This is a genomic window from Glutamicibacter arilaitensis (genome assembly GCF_044793945.1).
GTDB lineage: Bacteria > Actinomycetota > Actinomycetes > Actinomycetales > Micrococcaceae > Glutamicibacter > Glutamicibacter arilaitensis_B.
The window spans coordinates 2,760,299-2,780,644 of record NZ_CP084994.1; the positions used below are offsets into that span (position 1 = coordinate 2,760,299).

Genomic DNA, 20,346 nt, shown 5'->3' on the forward strand with positions numbered 1-20,346 from the left:
GAATGACAACTCCAAACAACGAGCTATCGGTCAAAGCTTCGGGCGTGGACATCGTCGGCCTGCGCAAGGCCTATGGCTCAAATGAAGTGCTCAAGGGAATAGACCTCGAGGTCAAACCGGGCGAAGTGGTGTGTCTCATCGGTCCTTCGGGCTCCGGTAAGTCCACCTTGCTGCGCTGCGTGAACCTGCTCGAACAGCCAAACGGCGGAACCATCCACGTGGCAGGTTACGAGACCACCGATCCGGAGGTGAACCTGGATAAGATGCGCCAGAATGTGGGCATGGTCTTCCAGCAGTTCAACCTCTTCCCGCATCTGACGGTCCTGGAAAATTGCACGGTGGCCCAGCTCAAGGTGCTCAAGCGCAATAAGAAGGATGCCAACAAGGTCGCCCAGGGAAATCTGGAGCGAGTGGGCCTAGGCGACTTCGGCGAACGCTACCCTGATGAGCTCTCCGGCGGACAGCAGCAGCGGGTGGCTATCGCCCGAGCGCTTTCGATGGACCCTTCACTGATGCTCTTCGATGAGCCAACCAGCGCGCTTGACCCGGAGACTGTGGGTGAAGTTCTTTCGATTATGAAAAAACTCGCCAAGTCCGGCATGACGATGTTGGTAGTCACCCACGAGATGAGCTTCGCGAAGGAAGTCGCGGACCGGGTGGTGTTCATGGACGGTGGCGTGGTGGTCGAAGAAGGCAAGGCCGTGGATGTGATCGGCAATCCGCAGCAGCCGCGTACGCAGGACTTCCTGCGTCGCGTTTTGGACCCGACTCACGTAGACCTCTAAGCGCTATGTCCAGCTAGTCATTTTGCAGGGCGTGGAATCAGCTAACACTGATTCCACGCCCTGCTTTTTTGGGATTACGCGGGCCAGCGAAGCCTGGCTATGCGCGAGGACAGCTCTAGGTTCTCGGCCCGCAGCCCCGCTCGGCTCGCACTGATTTCGATCAGCCGCAGTTTGCGAACTTTGTGGCCGCGCAGCGTGGCACGCAACTCGGCCGGCGTTGCCACCAGTTGATATTCCCAGCCATAAGCCGCCGCCAGCTCCTTGAGCCGGGCGTTCTGCGGTGTGGCGAAGAGCCGCTCCACCGCCTGCTCATAGCGGCCTGATTCGTCTACCAGGCCGTGTTCCAGCGTGGTGAAGATGGCTCCTCCCCCGTCGTTGTAGACCACTACGTCAAGGTCCGGTTCCATCTCGCCCGGGGTCCATGCCAGGGAGCTTGCATCGTGCAGGAAGGTGATATCTCCCATGATGCTCAACGTCGGTTCACCGGTAGCCACCGCAAGGCCCAGCGCGGTGGAGATCGTTCCGTCGATCCCGGCAAGCCCACGGTTGGCGAACACCGTGGCGCTGGCCGACGCGGCGGGAATTGCCGCTAGATCGAAGTCACGAACGATATTCGAGGATCCCAAAAGCAGCGGGCCGCAGTGCGAGCGCCAAATCTCCTCGGCCACCATCGGGCCGGTGAGCAGCGCTTCGCGTTGCAGATCCTGCCGCACGGCGAGCGCTTGGGCATCTAGCTCTTGCCAGGTCGAAGTCCACCCTTGCGGCGCAGTCCCTGCGAACTCGACCAGCATCTGTGGTTCGCTGATCACCAGCTCGCGGCGGCGTCCGGGTTCATACCAGGCCACCGGATCCGGTTCCCAGATCGCAGTGGACACCGCTGGGTTCGCCAATAATTTGCCCACCGGACGGCTAAGCGTGGGACGCCCAAAGAGCACCACGCGCTCAATCTGTGCCTCCCCCACGGAAAGCAACGGTCGATAATGCCCGATGGCTTGGGTTGAGAAGCGCGCATTGGAGGAAGGTTCGGCGAAGAGCGGCAGGCCTAGCGACAGGGCAAAAGCTTGCGCCTGGGCGCCCGCACCATGGCCTGCGACCACCACTGTACGGCGGATCTCCAGACCTTCGGCTTTCGGCCAGCGAACGGAGTCTGTGGCCGTGCGCCAGCGGTCCGGCGTAAGCTCGGTCCAGGCTTGCTGCGCGACATGGTCGGCTTCCCCGGGGGTGAGCGGGTCACGGAACTGCAGGTTCAGCTGTACCGGGCCACCGGGACGCTGGTCTGATCCCGCCAAGGCCGCGAGCGCTTGGGCTAACGCCGGTGCCGGGTCGACACCGGCGGCGACGTTCAGCGCCGCTCGCACGTGGGAGCCGAATAGGGTCTTCTGGTCGGTGCTTTGGCTTGCGCCGGTGCCCAGTAATTCATCGGGACGGTCCGCGGCGAGCACCAGCAGCGGCGTTGCCGTGTGGTTGGCTTCCATAACGGCTGGCAGGAGCTGCCCGATCGCGGTTCCGGAGGTGGCGGCGAGCGCCACTGGAGTCTTTGATCCTTGGCTCAGTCCCAGTGCCAGGAAGCCTGCAGAACGCTCGTCGATGCGTACGTGTATCCGCAGGTGTCCTGCGGCTTCCGCCTCGGCCGCGGCGTAGGCCAGGGGCGCGCTGCGTGAGCCTGGCGAAAGCACCAGGTCGCGCAGGCCGGCCCGAATGAGTCCGGCCAATACCTGACGGGCTGTGCCAATTGCTGGTTGACCTTCATCTTGCCGCGCGCTCACGCCGTGTTCCACCCCTGAAGTCTCGCCTGAAAGCATCGGTTCAAGTCTATGCCCAGACATGGCAAGACCCCGGTGCAGACGCTCAGTGATGCACTGAGTCGCCTGTACCGGGGTCTATGGTCGGCTAAGACCGAAGATCAGTCTTTGTTTTTGCCGTTTCCATTACCGTTTCCGTTGTTGCCGTTGTTTCCGTTGCCGTTGCCCTGCTTGAAAACCTGGACAACAGATGGACGTGGGCCGTAGAACTGGCCCTTGCCAACTGAATCAGCCGAGTTGATGAAGTCCGGGAAAAGCGAGGTCGGCTGCGCAAAGCTGCCGCCTTCACCCGGGTGCTGGACCGAAACAAAGACCGAATTGTCTTTGTCGTGCACTACCGGGCCGCAAGTCTCTGCTCCGGTTGGCACGGCCAGGAACTGCTCGACCCGTCCACGATCCTTGCCGTGCAGGCTGACCTTGTGCAATGCGTCGGACAGTCCGATGACTCCTGGTGCGCCGTCGGTGGAGATCCACAGGTTACCGGCTGAGTCGAAGGCCAGGTTATCCGGGCAGGAGATCGGGGAGACCTTATCGGTCGGGTACCCGGAGAAGTAGGTCGAGGAGTTGACCCGGGGGTCTCCTGCAACCAGCAAAATGTTCCAAGTGAAACGAATGCTGGTTGCATCGTTCCCGGCCTCGGTCATTTCCAGTACGTGGCCGTCGCGGTTGGCGATGCGAGGGTTCTGCTCGGTGGCGCCTTCCTTGCCTGCCTTGCCTCGGTCGGTGTTATTGGTCAGCGCGACATATACCTTGCCCGATACTGGGCTCGGCTCCACGTCCTCTGGACGGTCCATCTTGGTGGCGCCGGCCTTGTCGGCGGCCAAGCGGGTGTATACCAAGACCTCGTCAACGCTCATGCCTTCGACCATCGATTCACCGTTTCGCACCAGTGGAATCCACTGGCCGGTGCCGTCGAATGCGCCGTCCGTTGGAACCTGGCCGCTTCCGTCAAATTCGGAAACCGGGGAGTTCCCGGCGAACTTGGCCACGTACAGGTCGCCCTCGTTGAGCAGGGACATATTGTGCTGGCGATCGTTCTTGCGGTAGGTGTTCTTCGAGACGAACTTGTAGATGTATTCGAAACGCGAGTCATCCCCCGAGTAGGCAACTGCCTTGCCGTTCTTCGCAATGCGTACCGTAGCGCCCTCGTGCTTGAAGCGTCCTAGGCTGGTGTGCTTGACGGGCGTGGAGGTTGGATTCTGCGGATCGATCTCAACGATCCAGCCGAAACGGTTCGCTTCGTTTTCGTAGCCCGCATTGTTCAGGCCAAAGCGTGGATCGGTCAGTTCCCAGCCTCGGTCGGTAGCACCGGTGCCGAGTCCGTAACGGGTTTCCTCGGCGGTTCCGCGGCCCTGGAAGTACTGGTCGAAATTCTCTTCGCCGGAGAGCACGGTGCCCCATGGGGTGGTTCCGCCGGCGCAGTTGTTCAAGGTACCGAGCACAAGCTTGCCGGTTGGATCCGCGACGGTCTTCAGCAGATCGCTGCCGGCGGCAGGGCCAGTAACGGCGAATGGGGTGCTTGCGGTGATACGGCGGTTGCGCTCGCCACCGACAACGTAGGTCCAACGCTTGTCATTCTTCTTGCGCTTGATCTCTACGACGCTCATCCCGTGGGAGCTCATCGCGATGCGGCGCGCTTCGTCGGTGTTCTCGGCAAACCACTGGGCATCGAACATCATGTCTTCATTGGAGTACTCGTGGTTAGCCACCAGCACGCCGGTGCGTCCGGAGTACTTATCGGCAATGATGTCCAGGTAATCGCAGTTGTAACCGAACTGCAGATCCTGAGACTTCGCGGACTGCTTCGCAGCATCAAATTCCGGGCTCGACTTGAACAGCGGGTCACCCCAACGGATGATCGCGTGCCAGTCATATCCTTCGGGCACGCTCATATCGTCCACGGAACGCGAAACCGGGTCGATAGCTTCGAATTTAAGGTGGCCGCCTTTGCCGTTGCCGGTTTCCACCAGTGGTGCTGCCACGGCGCCCGGGGCACCCAGCAGCTGTGGGCCGATAACCAGTGCCGAAGCGCCGACAGCGCCTAAACCGAGCACGTTGCGCCGGGAGAGCGCCTGGTCGGCGATGTCTTTGAAGTAGCTATTACCCGAGGTGTTGCACTCTGGCTTAACGCAGGCGTCACCACATTTGAAGTGGCAGGTCGCTGCGGATCGTCCGCCACGGGTGTGGCCCAGCATCGGCAACAGGGTTCGGATGGGATTCATAACTACGGCACTTCCTCATTCTTTGGCTCAAGTTCAGGGGAACGAACTAGTTGAGCTTTTCATCGCGAAGTGAGCTGTTGCCGACGACCAGATTAACTGCGCGTAAACACCTGTCAGGGCAAAAGTGCTGATTGCACCAGCTGTGCGTAGCAGTCTCGGACGCGCTGTTCCCACCAGGTTCTGCGTTCCGCGCTGACCCGCAGCTTGTGCAGTTTCTCTGGTTCCGGTGCTATTCGCCGTACCGGAAGCTGACCGGCGGTGGCCAACAACGGGTTCGAGCTCACGTCTTCGGTGAATAGCGACCCGGTTGACAGTCCGCAGGCGTAGGGAAGCTCTGGCAAAGCGGCAGCGAGGGCAGCGGCCTGTCCCAGTCCCACGGAGGTATCCAAGGCGCTGGAGACCACTACGTCCAGCCCTGATTTGGCGGCGATTTCCAGTACCGCGTTGATGCCTCCCAGAGGTTGGGCCTTGATGACCATCAGGTCCGCTGCACCGAGCCGGGCGACTTCGAGGGGATCGGTATGTTTGCGCACGGCTTCATCGGCGGCGATTTTCAGGTTGACCCCGCGGGCGCGCAGCCGTTCGCGGACCTGGGCCAGCCCCACGATTCCGGGAACTGGTTGCTCGGCGTACTGCAGGTCGTAGTCCGCAAGTGCGAGTAGCGCAGTGACGGCTTCCTCGATCCCCCAGCCGGTATTCGCATCAACACGCAAGGCGGCCTCTGGGAAAAGCTGTCGAGTCTTCGCGACCCGGGCAATGTCATCTTGCAGGCTTTGGCCCTGCTCGGCGACTTTAATCTTGATGGTGTGCGGCGCATCGTAATTTGCAAGGACGCGGCTCACTTGATTTGCGGCTACCGCCGGGAGCGTCGCATTCACCGGAATGCTGGACCGCAGGGCCGGTGGATAGGGCTGATAAGCCGATTCAATGGCCGCGGCCAGCCAGCGCGAGGCCTCTTGCGGACCGTATTCAAGGAAGGCGGAGAATTCTCCCCAGCCGGCTGGCCCCTGAATCAGCAGGGCTTCACGTTCGATTACCCCGCGGAATTTCACCCGCATAGGTAAACGCACCACGTGCGCATTGGCAATCAAGTCTTCCACCGGAGGCAAGGCAAAATTCATAATCCTAGACTATCGATAGTGTCTAGGCTTACAGGCATCGGCGATAGGGCTGGGCACCCAAAATGTGAGATTCTTGAATCATGAGTCCGCGGCCATTTTTCAGTAGCCCTCACTACCTTCGCTGGTGGTGGGCTTTGCTGTTGCTTGCGGGACTCCTTGCCGTCGAATATTTGTTTTTCGTTCGGCTGCGCGTCGGGCAATGGGCGGATCAGGCAGCTTTCGTGGGGTGGACCCAGTGGTGGCCACGCACTGAAATAATAGATCCGTTGCGCCAATTCTTGGATCTCCTGCCGTGGATCTGCGCCGGAATTTCAGGGGTTTTTTTACTCTATCGGGTGATTCGGGATCGCAGTTTCCTCCGGGCCGCGCTTGCCGTTTCTGCGGTGGCCGCAGCGTTGCTGAGCACCCAGGCGCTAAAACATCTGCTGTTGGATCGGCCTGATTTCAACTTCGGCACGGCCGGAAACTCATTCCCTTCCGGACATACCACGGCCGCCGCGGCGGCCATGGGTCTGATGTATCTCATTTCGCCGCCAAAACTTCGTCCGGTGGTGCAGCCTATCGCCTGGATTTTCACTACCGCCACGGGGCTCGCTACGCTGATTTGCGGATGGCACCGGCCCAGCGACATCGCCGGCGGATTCCTCATCGTGGCGTTCTGGCTGGTGCTGGCAAGTGCCATCTTGCAGCGCATCCAACCACTGGCCCCGGTCGTTTCAGAATCGGCGTGGTCCCGTAAAACCGGCGTTAGCTGTCTACTGATCTGGTTGCTGGTTTTAGCTGCCTCGGCGTGGTTGCCGCACCCGCATATCCAGCGCATCCCCGACGCACTGCTGATTGCTTACGCAATCATCGGTCTGGTCCACGTGACCGCAGTTTCGCTCATTGCCAGCCTGTGCCTGCGCTCGGTAATTTTGGGTCCAACGCGCAAGCAGCTACAGGACTAGGCGCCGACGCACGGTCTACCCATCGTTTCTGGCGCGCGCACGCGAAGCCTGCGGATGCTCAGGATTCAGCGAACTGCAGCAGGCGAACTGAAAATTTGAGGTTAGGCGTGCTGCATCTTTGCCTGCAAGATCGCGGCCGCGCGTTGCGACTCTGGGACGGTGACCGCGAAGCGTTTGCCGTTATGCAGATCGAATGCCAGTCCTTCACTCTTGCGCAGCACGACCGCAGATCCTCCTGGGAAGAAGCGCCAACCCCAACCGCCCCACAGCATCGGAGAGATTTCTTCGCTTTGCACTTCCTTGATTTGGCCCACGGTGAGGTTTCTTAGCGGGAATCCGAAAATAGCGGAGGAGACGCGAATTTTATCGCCGTGGATTCGCACGCGCACCAAGCACAGTCCAAGAACCAATGGGGTCAGCAACAAGATGAATACCGGTCCGGTAACCAGCAGAATGAGAGTTTCGGAGCTGTCCTCGCCTTTTATCACCGTTAGCATGAGGATGCCCAAAACCAGTGGGAACAGTCCCAGCAGCCAGAACCACCACGGCGCGCTAGCTTTCTGATTAAATTCCTCGGCGGCCTTCTGGGCTACTACCTGCGCTGGTTCATCCACTTTACGGCCCTGAGCTTGGGCTATGCGACGACGGCGCTTTTCTTGATGTTCACGCGCGTATTGCTGGTACACCCCTGCGATCCAGACCGGCAGCAATCCAACCAGCGAAGCGAGAACACCAACAAAAGTCAGCCAACCGGTTACCGCCTGAGTAGGATCCCCCGCTATTGCAGTTGGCACGGCGCAGGTTACGAATAATCCGGCGCCGGTCCAAGCCGCCATGGGTCCGAGGAACAGCAGCGCAAGATGAAGCACTGGCTTGTTTGCCAACGCTAAGGAAAGAAAACCGAGCAGCCCTCCCCCGATGGCCAGACTGGCGCACGCAGCTACAAAAACGCGAGTGTCGGTAAAACCGTCAGGGTATGAGCTGCCTGACCAGTGGGTAGCGGTGATCGCAGGCAGGCTGTCGCCCAAGAGCATCCGCGTTCCAAGCACAATAAGGATCGGAAGGATCAGTAAGAGCGTGACCAACGAGCGGCGCTTGACCTCATAGCGTGATGTTGAAATGATCGCATCCTTTTCACTGGGGTTTGCACTTAGCCGGTGCACATTAATCCCTGAGGACCTCACCGAAGCATTGAAACCATTCTAGTAAACCACTGATGACTTGCAAACAATTCATACGTTCGCCATTCGATTTGGCGACTGGCCGGCAAATAGCTATCGCCCGGCACAGGGCCGGGCGATAGCTTGTTAGGGATCTTAGCTACAGCGCTGTCAGCGCTGCCTTCGGATCGGTCATGGCATCTGCAACAAAACGCAAGAAGCCTGCGGCCGTTCCGCCGTCGCACACGCGGTGGTCGAAGCTCAACGTCAACTCACAGATCGAGCGGACCTTGATCTTGCCGTTGACTACCCACGGCTTTTCGACAACTCTGCCAATGCCCAGAATTGCCGCTTCCGGGTAATTGATGATTGCAGCCGAACCATCAACGTTGAAGACGCCATAGTTATTAATCGTGAAAGTACTGCCGGACAGGTCGCTGACCTGAGCCTTGCCCTCACGGGCCAAGGCAGCTAGGCGGGCAAACTCTGCCGAGAGTTCCACGGCATTGAGCTTGTCTGCACCACGCACATTCGGCACGACCAAGCCGCGGTCGGTCTGCGCGGCGAATCCCAGGTTTACCCCGTCGAATACTGTATGGCGCAGGGAACCATCGGCTTCGGTATCGATGCGGCTGTTCATCGCCGGGAATCGAGCAAGTCCGGCGACAGCAAAGCGTGAAATCAACGCGAGCATGCTTGGCGCACTGCCCTGCGCTTCCTTGAGCTTGCCGCGAAGCTTCAGTAACTTGGTTACGTCCACGTCGACCCACACGGTGGCTTCAGGAATCTCCCGACGCGAGGTAGCCATCGCATTGGCGATGGTCCGGCGCACGCCAGTAAGTAACTGCGAGCTGGCCACCGGCAAGCCGGTGCGCGAGTCTGCGTCCGAGGACGTGCGCTGCGCTGCGGAATCCTGAGCAGGCTCAACTGGTGCGGCCTTGGCCGGGACCGGAGCATCGGAGGCCGGCGCCCCCTGGCCAATGAGTGATTCCACATCGCTGCGCAGAATCAGCCCGTCGGTTCCGGTTCCCCGCACCTGGGTGATATCCACGGAGTTCTCGCGAGCGAGCTTGCGCACCAGCGGATTGATAACTCGGGTTGCCACCGAGGTCGTTTCACTGGAAGCCGCTGCCGTGGTGATTCCATTGCGCGGGCGACGGCGACGGCTGGCGCTGCTCTTCGAGGCACCGGTTCCGTAGCCGATCAGCACGTTGCCGCTGCCTTCGTCTTCTTCCTCTGGCACCTGCGTTCCGGCAAGCTCCTCTTCGAGGTAGGTTTGCGCCCCAGAGGATGCTTCCTCTGCCGGTGCTTCTTCCGCTTCCCCAGTGGTCACCGAGAAGAATGGTTCGTCAACCAGCATCATCTGGCCGGCCTCGCCATGCAGGGTGGATACTACTCCCTCGAAAGGCGAAGGGATCTCCACCAATGATTTGGCGGTTTCCACCTCTGCGATGGGCTGGTCTACGGCTACCGAGTCACCGGTGGCAACCATCCAGCGAACAAGTTCCGCTTCGGTTAGCCCCTCACCCAAGTCGGGCAGGAGAAAAGTCTTGACGCTCATTTATGCCTCCCACTGAAGTTGATCTACCGCATCGAGGATGCGTTCGGCGCTTGGCAGGTTGTATTTCTCCAAGGTTGGTGCCGGATAAGGAATATCGAAACCGGTCACGCGCAATACCGGCGCGGCCAACGAGTGGAAGCAGCGTTCTTGGACGCGGGCAACGATTTCGCTGGCTACGGAAACGAAGCCCTGGGCTTCGGCCACCACAATCGCTCGCCCGGTTTTGCGTACCGAGGCGCAGACGGTTTCATCGTCGAAGGGCACGATGGTGCGGATGTCGATGACTTCGAGGCTGATACCTTCCTCGGCGGCGAGCCTTGCCGCCTCCATGGCGGTGGACACGCTCGGTCCGTAGGTGATCAGCGTGGCGTCGGATCCGGCACGAGCGATGCGCGCGGTGCCTTCGGTGCGTGCCGCACGTTTGGCTTCGTACTCGGCTCCCAAGGCCTTGAGGTCTACCTGGTCCTTGGACCAGTAGAGCTTCTTGGGTTCGAAGAAGACGACCGGGTCCGGCGAGTCGATGGCCTCGCGCAGCATCAGGTAAGCGTCCTTGACGGTGGCCGGGGTGAAGACCTTGAGCCCTGGGGTGTGTGCGTAGTACGCCTCGGAGGAATCGCAGTGGTGCTCCACGCCGCCCACGCCTCCGGCGTAAGGGATGCGGATAACCATCGGCAGATCCACCTTCCCGCGGGTGCGGTTGTGCATCTTTGCCACATGCGAGGCGATCTGCTCGAAGGCCGGGTAGGCGAAGGCATCGAACTGCATTTCGATCACCGGGCGCATCTCATTGATGGCCATGCCGATGGCCATGCCCACAATGCCAGACTCGGCCAGCGGGGTGTCGAAGCAGCGGTCGGTGCCGAAGCGTGCGGTCAACCCGTCGGTGATGCGGAAGACCCCGCCCAGGGTTCCCACGTCTTCGCCGAAGATGACAACCGAGTCATTGGCTACCAACGCGTCGGCCAGTGCCGTGTTCAGTGCCTTGCCGAAGGTGACCGGCTGGTTTTCGTTCGCTGCCTTGGCGGCTGCGCGTGCGGTTGCATCGCTGACGTTCGGGTTCACCCGTGATGTCGTGGCGGTCATGGCTAGGCCTCCTCGCGGGCTAGTTCGTCGGCCAGCAGCGCCTGCTGCTCGGCCAGCTGGGTGGTCTTGGAAGCAAATACGTGTTCGAACAGTTCGCTCGGCGGGGTGTCGGCGTCCTGGTTCATGCCGTCGCGCAGTTTCGTGGCTACCGCCTCGGCGCGCTCGGTGATCTTTGCCTGCGCCGCCTCGGTGAGCAGTCCGGCATCGTCGAGGTAGGCCTGCATGCGCGTGACCGGGTCCTTCGCGATCCAGGCCTTGACCTCAGCGTCCTCGCGGTAGCGCTTGTCATCGTCGGCATTGGTGTGGGCCTGCATGCGGTAGGTGTGCGCCTCGATCAGCAACGGACCGTTGCCTTCGCGCGCCAGCCGCACCGCGCGTCCCATGACGGCCATGAGCGCCATCAGGTCGTTGCCGTCTACGCGCTCGCCCGCCATGCCATAGCCGACGGCTTTGTGGGCCAAAGACGGCGCAGCAGACTGCTGCGAGAGCGGCACTGAGATGGCGTACTTGTTGTTCTGCACAAAGAAGATCACCGGAAGCTTGAAGACCGCGGCGAAGTTCAGCGCCTCGTGGAAGTCGCCCTCGCTGGTGGCGCCGTCCCCGCACATGGCGACCACTACGGTGTTCTCCCCGCGCAGCTTGGCCGCGTGGGCCACGCCAACCGCGTGCAGCAGCTGCGTGGTCAGCGGGGTGGACATCGGAGCGCAGTTGTACGCCTTTGGATCGTAGCCGCAGTGCCACTCACCGCGGAAGCTGGTCATGACCTCCATCGGGGCTACGCCCTTGGTGAGCACGGCGACGGTGTCGCGGTAGGTCGGAAACAGCCAGTCTCCGGATTCCAGGCATAGGGAGGCAGCCACTTGGCAGGCTTCCTGTCCGTGGCTCGAGGGGTACACGGCCATGCGTCCTTGGCGGACGAGAGCCGAGTTCTGGTCGTTGACGCGGCGGCCGACGGCAAGGGCAGAATATGCGTCCATGAGCTCGGCGGGGCTTGGCAGCGGGTACTCGTGCCCTGGCTCGGTGCCCTGTTCGCTCTGCTCGCGCAGCGTTCCATCGGGATCCAAAAGATTGATCATGTGCCGCGCTGGCAGCATGTAATCTTCGGGTGTTATCCCGAACTTTTTACTGACTTCGGAGATGCGATCTTCGTGAGCTTCGGTGCTCATGCCATCCCGCCTTTCGTTCTCTGGTTGGGTCTCAAGAAACAGCGCCTTGTGACTCAACTCACCCAAACATCATTTGCAATCAATTATGCGCAGGACGTTCATTTTGTATCCACTCCGGACTCGAATCGTAGAAAGTTGCGCTGAGGATCCGTATACTTGTAGACGATTAGTACTCACAAAATGGGTTTGGCGGATACTCGTCCTGCCCCTGCAAGGAGAAGAAATGGCCGCGGATGCCGAGCTGAAGCTGGACGATGTTGACCGAGCGATCATGGCCGAGCTCACCAACGACGGGCGGCAATCGGTGACGACGGTGGCGCAGCGCGTTCACGTTTCCCGAGCACATGCCTATTCACGAATCGCAAAACTGCAAGATGCCGGGGTCATTACCCGATATACCGCGGTGATTGATCCGGTGAAAGCGGGATTAAAAGCAAGCGCCTACGTGACCCTTAAATTGCGTCAGCACACATGGCGAGAACTGCGCGACCACCTCGCATCGATTCCCGAGGTGCATCATATTGGCTTGGTCGGCGGAAATTTCGATGTGATCCTGTTGGTACGGGCCAAAGACAATCTGGACCTACGCCGCGTGGTTTTTGAACAATTGCAATCTTTGCCTGCGGTGCTGGATACCCAGACCTTATTGATTTTCGAGGATTCTGATACCCGCTAAGCGCGGACAGACAGAAGCGGGCGGAACAGTGAATACTGTTCCGCCCGCTTCTGTCTGTCTAGTTGCCGCCGGTAAAGACCGGAGGTCGCTTCTCCTGGAAGGATTTGAATCCTTCGGCGTAGTCGCTCGTATCGCACAGCGCCGCCTGCGCCTTGTTTTCGGTGCGCATCGAGGCCCAGAGTCCTACCCGTTGATCGCGGATCTCGGCAACAAGCTGCTTGGACGCGACGAAGGCCTGAGTCGCGCCGTGGGCCACCTTGGAGATGATCTCTTCACTGCGCTCGATCAGCTCATCGGCTGGGAACGCGCGGGAGAATAGTCCCGAACGCACCGCTTCCGCTCCGGAAATGAGCTCGGCGGTGTAGATCATGTCGAGCGTTCGGTGGGCTCCCAAGCGTTCGGTGAGCAGCCAGTGCCCGCCGGAGTCGAGGGTGGCGCCGAGATTTGCAAACGGCGAACCGATCTTCGCGTTCTCCGCGACATACACCACGTCGGTAGCTACCGCGAGTCCCAGACCAACACCCAGGCAGGCTCCCTGCACGATGGCGAAGGTGGGTGCCGGGAAGCTGGACATTTTCTCCAGCAACGGCTGAACCTGGCCATCGAGGTAACCCATGACGTCGTCATCGGCCGGGTTGACGCCGGAAATATCGCGTCCTGCGCAGAATCCTCGGCCTTCGCCGGTGAGCACCAGGGCACGCACCGTTCCCTCGGCCACCCCGGCAGATGCCCGGTCATAGGCCTCGGAGAGCTCACGCAATGCGGCCGGGTCCAAGGAGTTCATCTTCTTCGGTGCGTTGAGCACCACACGGGCAATGCCCTGGTCAATGCTGAGCTCGATCATGGCCTATCCCCTAGGAGTCGAAGTTGACGCTGAGCTTGTCGCTGGTCGGGTGCGACTGGCAAGTGAGCACGTAGCCGGCTTCAACCTCTTCCGGTTCCAGCGCGTAGTTCTCCGCCATGGTCACGGTTCCTGAAGTCACCTTGGCCCGGCAGGTACCGCAAACGCCGCCGGCGCAGGCGAAGGGCACGTCCTGGCGAACCCGCAGGGCCGCATTGAGCACGGTCTCGTTGGCCCTAACCGGGGATTTCACCTCTCCCTGCAAGCCATCGAGGGTGAAGGTGATTTCAATGCTCTTCTCGTTTTCATCCACCAGCACGGGACGGCCCACGTGGCCCTGTGGACGATTCGGCACACCGGTGGTGAACAACTCGAAGCGCACCTTTTCGCTCGGGACTTCAAGCTCGCTGAGCTGATCGCGAACCAGCTGAACCAATTCGAATGGACCGCAGAGGAACCACTCGTCGACCTGCTGCGCCTGCAGCACATTGGTGAGCAAGGCCGAAAGCTTCTCGGCGTCGATGCGTCCGGACAGCAATGGGGAAATCCGCTGTTCGCGGCTCAGCACGTGGTGCAATGCCAGGCGTGCCGGGTAGCGATCCTTCAGATCAGCCAGCTCCTCCAGGAACATGACGTCCATGGCTGCCTTATTGGCGTAGATCAAATCGAAGCGGGTATTTTCGTTGGCTGCGAGAATGGTCCGCGCGATGGCCAGAACCGGGGTTATCCCGCTACCGGCGGCCACCGCCACGAACTGGTCCTGATTCACGGTATCCACCGAGCTTGGGTCGTTCATTTCGGTGAGTTTGTGCTTTGAAATGAACGCGCCGGTTGGGCTCATCACGTCGATCTGATCTCCGGCGACAAGTTCTTCGTTGGCCCAGGTGGAGAACTGGCCGCCAAGGTCACGCTTGATTGCTACCTTGATCTGTTCACCGGTCGGCACCGCGCAGATCGAATAGGAACGGCGGACTTCGACCAATTCGCCTTCTGCGTTAGGCAGCTCTTTGCGCAGCGCGACATATTGGCCGGGCAAGTAGTCGAAGTCGCTTGAGAGCTCTGCGGGAATTGCGAAGCTGACCTCGATGGAATCCTTGGTCAACCGGCGCACTTCGGCGACCGTCAGGCGGTGGAAAGTGGCCCGACGACGGGTGGGGATAGTTTGTTCGCTCATGAAAGCACCTTGAAGTAGTCGAAGGGTTCTAAACAGTCTTTGCAGGAGTACAACGCCTTGCACGAAGTCGAAGCGAAGCGCGCGAGTTCACGGGTGTTCAAGGAGTGGCACCGCGGGCATTTGACGCTCATGCCCAAGGTGATGCGCCCGCTATGTCCGGTACCGGTCGGTGGCGCAATTCCATACTCTTGGAGTTTGCGTTTGCCATCCTCGGTCATCCAGTCGGTCGACCAAGCCGGGGTCAGCACCAGCTTCACGTCGACCTTCTCGATGCCCTCCTCGCGGAAGGCCAGGTACAGATCTTCGGTGATCACGTCCATGGCCGGGCAGCCCGAGTAAGTTGGTGTGATCACCACCTGCACGCTACCGTCCGCATTCGCGTTGACCTCGCGCAGGATGCCCAGATCCGCGATGGAAAGTACCGGGATTTCTGGGTCATTGACCTTAGCGGCAATGCCGTAGAGCACTTCTGCGCTGGTTATTACTTTGCTCAAGGCTGTTGCTCCCTTCAAACGGATTAGGGAATCGGTTACCAGCTCGCACCGGGGTGCTTGCGGGCAAGTACTTGCATCTCGGCCAGAATGAAGCCCATATGTTCGGAATGTTCTCCGGCGCGTCCATGCGCCATCGCCAATCCCGACTTCGGAATCTCCAGCCCTGCCTCGGCAAGGACCGCGGTGATTTCGGTGTCCCATGCTTCGCGCAGCGAGGACGGGAGAACCGCCACGTCGCCGAGCTCGCGGTGGAGGTCTTCATCCTGGAACATTTCTCCGGTGTATGGCCAAAGAATCTCCAGCGCGTGGCGCATCTTTTCGGCCGACTCTTCGGTGCCCTGTCCCAAGCGGATGGTCCAGGCGATGGCATGGTCCCGGTGGTAGTCAACTTCCTTGACCGCCTTGGCGCAGATCGCCGAAATGGTTTCATCCGCGGAGCCCAGCAATCGGCTGTAGAGCAGATGCTGGTAGATCGAGACGATTAGCTGGCGGATGATGGTCACGCCAAAATGACCGTTTGGCTGTTGCACGATCTGCAGGGAGGTAAATTCTTCCTCCTCGCGCCAGTAGGCCAGATCGTCTTCGGTCTTGTCCCAGGCCAAGCCGGCGTAGGTCAGGAATGAACGGGCGTGTCCCAGAACGTCGAGGGCAATATTGCCCAAGGCAATATCTTCTTCGATTTCTGGCGCGCGGGAGATCCAGTGCGAGAGCCGCTGGGCCAAGATCAGCGCGTCGTCGCCTAGATGCAGGGCATACTGGGCGACTTCGTCGCTTGGCTTAGCTCCTGCAACGGCGATGTCTTCCGGACGCAAGGCGTTGCCCGGGGTGACACGGGTGGCCGAGGCCAGCGCGTCGCCGAAGCTGTCCAGCGATGCGTCGAGTTCTTCGTGGTTCACAGGTGCTTCACTCCTTCGCTGGCCTTGTAATAGGTCGCGTGGCGGTAGTCCTTGCCCTGAGGGGATTCGAAGAACGCATCCTTGCTATCCGGATCAGAGGTGATGATGTCGGTGGAAAGCACTACCCAGAGGGAAACACCCTCGTTGCGGCGGGTGTAGAGATCCCGCGCGTTACGCAGAGCCATCTCTTTATCCGGTGCGTGCAGCGATCCGGCGTGGACGTGTGAGAGTCCTCGGGAGGATCGGACGAATACTTCCCACAGGGGCCAATTGCTCTTTTGGCTCATGTTAGGCAACCTCACTTTGTTCTTGCTTTGCGGCGTAGGCGGTAGCTGCTTCACGGACCCAGGCACCTTCGCGGTGGGCCTCGCGGCGACGTTCAAGTCGCTGGGCGTTGGCTGGGCCGTTGCCCTTGATGACGTTCATGAATTCGTCCCAGTTCAGATCCTTGTGGATCCACTGCTTCTTCTCTTCGTCGAAGTGCAGGTTCTCATCTGGCAAGCTCAGGCCCAAGACCTTGACCTGCTCGGCGATCATTCCCACGAAGCGCTGGCGCAATTCGTCGTTGGAGAAACGCTTGATTTTCCATGCCATGGACTGGGCGGAGTTTGGCGATTGGTCATCCGGCGGGCCGAACATCATCAATGACGGCTCGTAGAAGCGGTTGATCGCGTCCTGCGCCATTTTCTTCTGCTTCTCCGTACCACGGGACAGCGCAAGAAGGATTTCGAATCCCTGACGCTGGTGGAAGGATTCTTCCTTGCACACTCGCACCATGGCGCGGCCGTAGGGGCCGTAGGAGGCCCGGCACAGTGGCACCTGGTTGGCGATGGCTGCGCCATCTACGAGCCAGCCAATGGCGCCCATATCTGCCCAGTTACGGGCTGTGTAGTTGAAGATCGAGGAGTACTTGGCGCGCCCGATCAGCAGCTGGTCGTTCAGCTCGTCGCGGTCGGTGCCTAAGGTTTCGGCTGCGGAATACAGGTACAGTCCGTGGCCGGCCTCGTCCTGGACCTTGGCCATCAGGATGGACTTGCGCTTGAGCGATGGAGCACGAGTGATCCAGTTTGCTTCGGGCTGCATGCCAATAATTTCGGAGTGAGCGTGCTGGGATATCTGACGGGTGAGCGTTTTGCGGTAGGGCTCGGGCATCCAGTCACGAGGTTCCACACGGGAATCGTCGTTGATCAGGGCGTCGAAGCGCGCCTGTGATTGCTGCTCTTCATAGCTTGGGACGGCACTCAGTCCCGGCTCCTGCGGTGTGGTCGGGGCCATGGTTCACCTCACTGAAATTCAATTTACATACTGACCGTTCGTTCAGTATATGAGAGTGCGCTCGATCACGTCAACAGCAACGCCGGCAAGGGGCGTCACATTCGAAGGCAAACGCCACGAGGACGGCTCGCGGACGCAAAAATGCCCCGGATATCATCCGGGGCATTGGTGGTCGTACGGTTACAGGCTATGCGTTTACGGCGACCTTCTTGTTCTTGAAGATCAACGCATCGACCGAAACGCGGCCCGGTCCAACAAGGAACAGCGCAAGTGCGCCGGCGGCCAATGCCAGTACCAGCTCAAAGCCGCCATTCTCAACAAAGACGCCACCTGGAGCGTGAACCATGAATAGCGCGACAACCATCTGCGCGCCCAGCAGGCCGGCGAATACGCGGGTCAGCAGGCCGAGGATCAATGCCGCGCCGCCGACGATCTCAAGGGTGGCGGCAACCGGCGCGATAATCCCGGCGGCCGGAACGCCCATCTGGCCGAAGGCCGCCGTAGTGCCTTCCAAAGTGAACTGGAAGTACTTCTGCCAGCCGTGAGCCAGGAACAGGAAACCGAATGCAAGGCGCAGCATGGTTTGGGCAATGACCTGCAGGCGTGGGTTGTCGATGAGGTTATTCATATGGGTGACTCCTGGTGAATTGTTCCGAAAGCATCGGATCTCGAATGGGTAGCTCCGCGCCGACGGGTCGGCGTTAGCTCTGATTCAAGACTAAATTAATTTACTTGAATCTTCAACTAACGTTGCGTGGTGCAACAACCAAGCCCAATTACCGCCGCCGGAGGCATCAAAAGGAATCCACCAAGCACGCACACAAAATCGGCCCACCCTTGCACCGCCTCGAATGAGGACGCTGCAAGGGCGGGCCGAAGTTACGCAGGAAAACTAGGAAGACCTAGAGAACTTTGGAAAGGAAGTCGCGGGTACGTTCCTGCTGAGGGTTTCCGAAGAGCTCCTCTGGCTTGCCTTCCTCGCAAACCACGCCACCGTCCATGAAGACCACGCGGTCCCCGACCTCACGGGCGAAGCCCATCTCGTGAGTGACCAAGACCATGGTCATTCCTGAGTCGGCGAGCTCCTTGATAACCTGCAGCACCTCGCCAACCATCTCCGGGTCCAACGCGCTCGTTGCCTCGTCGAAGAGCATGATGCCTGGGGACATGGCCAACGCGCGGGCAATCGCCACTCGTTGCTTCTGTCCGCCGGAGAGCGAAGCCGGACGGGCATTTGCCTTTTCAGCCAAGCCCACACGGGCCAGCAGCTCTTCGGCTTTGGCCCGAGCCTCGGTCCGGTTCAGCTTCTTCAGTTCTACCGGTGCCAACATGATGTTCTCTGCCACCGACATATGCGGGAACAGGTTGAAATGCTGGAACACCATGCCCACGTGACGACGAACCTCGTTGATATCAACCTTCGGATCGGTGACATCAAATCCGTCAACAATCACCTTGCCCGCGGATATATCTTCCAGCTTGTTCAGGCAGCGCAGCAACGTTGACTTGCCGGAACCCGAAGGGCCGATGACGCAGACAACTTCGCCTTCGGCCACCTCTAGATTGATGCCCTTGAGGACTTCGTTTGAGCCGAAGGACTTACGCAGATCCTTGACCTGGATCTTGGCCGCGGCGGTTTGTACGCTTACGGTGCTCATTTGTTAAACCTCCGATCGGCAAAGTTTGCCAATTTGGTCAAGGCCATGATGGCGATGAAGTAGATGATGCCGACGATCAGCAGAGTCTCGGTGACTCGGAAGTTCGCAGCGTAAATCTGCTGGCCCTGGTAGAGCAGCTCGGCAAAGCCGATGGCGAGCAGCAAGGAGGAATCCTTGAGCATGATGATCAACTGGTTGATCAAAGAAGGAGTCATCATCTTGAAAGCCTGCGGAACAACAACCTTCTGCATTGACTTTCCGTAGCCAAGGCCCAGCGAACGCGAGGCTTCCAGCTGCCCTGGATCAACCGACTGGATACCGCCGCGAACGATCTCGGCAATATACGCGCCGGCGTTCAGCGACAGGGTGAGCACACCAGCAACCCAGATGCTGACATCCCAGCCGGTGAGCTGAGGCAGGCCGAAGTAGAACATGAAAGCCCAGAGCAGCAGCGGCGTGCCACGGAAGATATTGACGAATGACGTCGAAATTCCGCGGACCACTATGTTGCCCGAAATCTTCATGAAGCCAAAGAGCAGACCAAGGACCATGGCCACCGCGAAGGAAATCGCCGTCACCAACAGGGTGTTCCCCAAACCGGTCATCAACGCCGGCAAGGACTTGGCCACCAGGTCGAAGAAGTTGCTCGGCACCGCCGCGCTTGGATCGGCCAGGTACTCGTTCAGGATCTTGTCGTACTCCCCGCTGGCCTTCAGCTCGGCCAGCCCGTCGTTGAAGGCTGCCAGCAGCGCGGTATTCTCGCCCTTGTTGACCGCGAAACCATAGGATCCGCCGGGCACCTTGTCGGTCACCGTCTTCAAACCGTTGTTCTGCGCAATACCGTAGGCAAGGACAGGGTAGTCGTCGATGACGGCCACGGCGCTGCCGGACTTCACCGATTCGTACATGGTGGCCGACTGGTCCAAGGACTTGACGGTGAAGCCGTACTCGTCCGCGATGGACTTCGCGTAGGTCTCACCCTCTGAACCGGTCTTGGCTACAACGGTTTCGCCCTCGAGGTCTTCATAGCCCTTGGTGGTCTCGTCGTCGCGATCCACCGCCATCTGAACACCGGATTCAAAGTATGGCTCGGAGAAATCATAGATCTCCTTGCGCTCGTCGGTAATCGACATGCCAGCGATCACGCCGTCTACCTGGTTCGAGGACAATGCCTGCAATGCAGCGCTGAAGCCCAGCGAACGAATCTCGACCTCGAAGCCTTGATCCTTTGCAATGGTATTGATCAGATCCATATCGATGCCGGTGAGCTCACCGTCCTGGCGGAACTCGAACGGAGCGAAGGTGGTGTCTGTGCCGATCACGTAGGTTTGACCCTCAACGCTCTCGTTGCCCTGAGCTAACGCCCCTGGGGCTCCGGCCACCAGCGCCATGAAACCGATGGCGGCCGCAGCAATCCACCGAGTCAAACGCCTCGACCTCAAAGTTGTGCGTGTGTTTTTCACTGCTGAATCACTTTCTATTGCG

At 59.9% G+C, this 20,346-nt stretch carries 19 protein-coding genes; 3 read left to right on the forward strand and 16 right to left on the reverse strand.

The window, feature by feature from the left end:
- Positions 1-2 precede the first annotated feature (2 nt).
- Positions 3-785 carry an amino acid ABC transporter ATP-binding protein gene (locus tag LG294_RS13010; protein ID WP_404286351.1) on the forward strand — a complete coding sequence of 261 codons (783 nt, stop codon included), beginning with the start codon at positions 3-5 and terminating at the stop codon, positions 783-785.
- A 74-nt stretch (positions 786-859) separates the two neighbouring features.
- On the opposite strand, the gene menD is transcribed toward LG294_RS13010, so the two are convergent.
- From menD to LG294_RS13025, 3 genes are all read right to left on the reverse strand, one after another.
- A complete protein-coding gene (gene menD / locus LG294_RS13015) occupies positions 860-2,551 on the reverse strand; it encodes a 2-succinyl-5-enolpyruvyl-6-hydroxy-3-cyclohexene-1-carboxylic-acid synthase (RefSeq protein ID WP_404286353.1) in 1,692 nt (563 codons plus the stop codon).
- A 137-nt stretch (positions 2,552-2,688) separates the two neighbouring features.
- On the reverse strand, positions 2,689-4,809 hold the full coding sequence (locus LG294_RS13020; RefSeq protein ID WP_404286355.1) for a PhoX family protein: 2,121 nt from the start codon (positions 4,807-4,809) through the stop codon (positions 2,689-2,691).
- 113 nt (positions 4,810-4,922) lie between these two features.
- Positions 4,923-5,930 (reverse strand): o-succinylbenzoate synthase, encoded by a 1,008-nt coding sequence (locus tag LG294_RS13025; protein WP_404286357.1) that lies wholly within the window; start codon positions 5,928-5,930, stop codon positions 4,923-4,925.
- A gap of 80 nt (positions 5,931-6,010) precedes the next feature.
- Between LG294_RS13025 and LG294_RS13030 the strand changes: the two genes are divergently transcribed.
- On the forward strand, positions 6,011-6,877 hold the full coding sequence (locus LG294_RS13030; RefSeq protein WP_404286359.1) for a phosphatase PAP2 family protein: 867 nt from the start codon (positions 6,011-6,013) through the stop codon (positions 6,875-6,877).
- A gap of 101 nt (positions 6,878-6,978) precedes the next feature.
- Here LG294_RS13030 and LG294_RS13035 read toward each other — a convergent pair whose 3' ends face one another.
- The 4 genes from LG294_RS13035 to pdhA all read right to left on the reverse strand — a co-directional run bounded on the left by LG294_RS13035 (position 6,979) and on the right by pdhA (position 11,847).
- A complete protein-coding gene (locus tag LG294_RS13035; RefSeq protein WP_404286361.1) occupies positions 6,979-8,040 on the reverse strand; it encodes a hypothetical protein in 1,062 nt (353 codons plus the stop codon).
- A gap of 157 nt (positions 8,041-8,197) precedes the next feature.
- Positions 8,198-9,598 (reverse strand): dihydrolipoamide acetyltransferase family protein, encoded by a 1,401-nt coding sequence (locus tag LG294_RS13040; RefSeq protein WP_404286363.1) that lies wholly within the window; start codon positions 9,596-9,598, stop codon positions 8,198-8,200.
- Entirely contained in the window at positions 9,599-10,681 is a 1,083-nt protein-coding gene (locus tag LG294_RS13045; RefSeq protein WP_404286365.1) for an alpha-ketoacid dehydrogenase subunit beta, read from the reverse strand. It lies immediately after the preceding gene.
- 2 nt (positions 10,682-10,683) lie between these two features.
- Positions 10,684-11,847 (reverse strand): pyruvate dehydrogenase (acetyl-transferring) E1 component subunit alpha, encoded by a 1,164-nt coding sequence (gene pdhA / locus LG294_RS13050; RefSeq protein WP_404286367.1) that lies wholly within the window; start codon positions 11,845-11,847, stop codon positions 10,684-10,686.
- Between the two features lie 223 nt (positions 11,848-12,070).
- Between pdhA and LG294_RS13055 the strand changes: the two genes are divergently transcribed.
- Complete coding sequence (locus LG294_RS13055) at positions 12,071-12,523, forward strand: Lrp/AsnC family transcriptional regulator (protein WP_404286369.1); 453 nt, start codon at positions 12,071-12,073, stop codon at positions 12,521-12,523.
- A gap of 58 nt (positions 12,524-12,581) precedes the next feature.
- On the opposite strand, the gene LG294_RS13060 is transcribed toward LG294_RS13055, so the two are convergent.
- From LG294_RS13060 to LG294_RS13100, 9 genes are all read right to left on the reverse strand, one after another.
- Positions 12,582-13,367, reverse strand: a complete 786-nt coding sequence (locus LG294_RS13060) for an enoyl-CoA hydratase/isomerase family protein (protein ID WP_404286371.1) — start codon at positions 13,365-13,367, stop codon at positions 12,582-12,584.
- Positions 13,368-13,377: 10 nt separating this feature from the next.
- Positions 13,378-14,538, reverse strand: a complete 1,161-nt coding sequence (gene paaE, locus LG294_RS13065) for a 1,2-phenylacetyl-CoA epoxidase subunit PaaE (RefSeq protein ID WP_404286373.1) — start codon at positions 14,536-14,538, stop codon at positions 13,378-13,380.
- Positions 14,535-15,032: a 1,2-phenylacetyl-CoA epoxidase subunit PaaD gene (gene paaD / locus LG294_RS13070; protein ID WP_404286375.1), complete on the reverse strand. Its 498-nt coding sequence runs from the start codon at positions 15,030-15,032 to the stop codon at positions 14,535-14,537. Before paaD ends, paaE begins: the two co-directional genes overlap by 4 nt.
- A gap of 35 nt (positions 15,033-15,067) precedes the next feature.
- On the reverse strand, positions 15,068-15,928 hold the full coding sequence (gene paaC, locus LG294_RS13075; protein ID WP_404286377.1) for a 1,2-phenylacetyl-CoA epoxidase subunit PaaC: 861 nt from the start codon (positions 15,926-15,928) through the stop codon (positions 15,068-15,070).
- Positions 15,925-16,215, reverse strand: a complete 291-nt coding sequence (gene paaB, locus LG294_RS13080; RefSeq protein WP_404286379.1) for a 1,2-phenylacetyl-CoA epoxidase subunit PaaB — start codon at positions 16,213-16,215, stop codon at positions 15,925-15,927. Before paaB ends, paaC begins: the two co-directional genes overlap by 4 nt.
- A 1-nt stretch (position 16,216) precedes the next feature.
- Entirely contained in the window at positions 16,217-17,203 is a 987-nt protein-coding gene (gene paaA / locus LG294_RS13085) for a 1,2-phenylacetyl-CoA epoxidase subunit PaaA (protein WP_404286381.1), read from the reverse strand.
- A 187-nt stretch (positions 17,204-17,390) separates the two neighbouring features.
- On the reverse strand, positions 17,391-17,831 hold the full coding sequence (locus LG294_RS13090) for a DoxX family protein (protein WP_404286383.1): 441 nt from the start codon (positions 17,829-17,831) through the stop codon (positions 17,391-17,393).
- A 274-nt stretch (positions 17,832-18,105) separates the two neighbouring features.
- Positions 18,106-18,861 (reverse strand): amino acid ABC transporter ATP-binding protein, encoded by a 756-nt coding sequence (locus tag LG294_RS13095; RefSeq protein ID WP_404286385.1) that lies wholly within the window; start codon positions 18,859-18,861, stop codon positions 18,106-18,108.
- A complete protein-coding gene (locus LG294_RS13100; RefSeq protein WP_404291760.1) occupies positions 18,858-20,252 on the reverse strand; it encodes an amino acid ABC transporter substrate-binding protein/permease in 1,395 nt (464 codons plus the stop codon). Before LG294_RS13100 ends, LG294_RS13095 begins: the two co-directional genes overlap by 4 nt.
- Between the last annotated feature and the right edge of the window lie 94 nt (positions 20,253-20,346).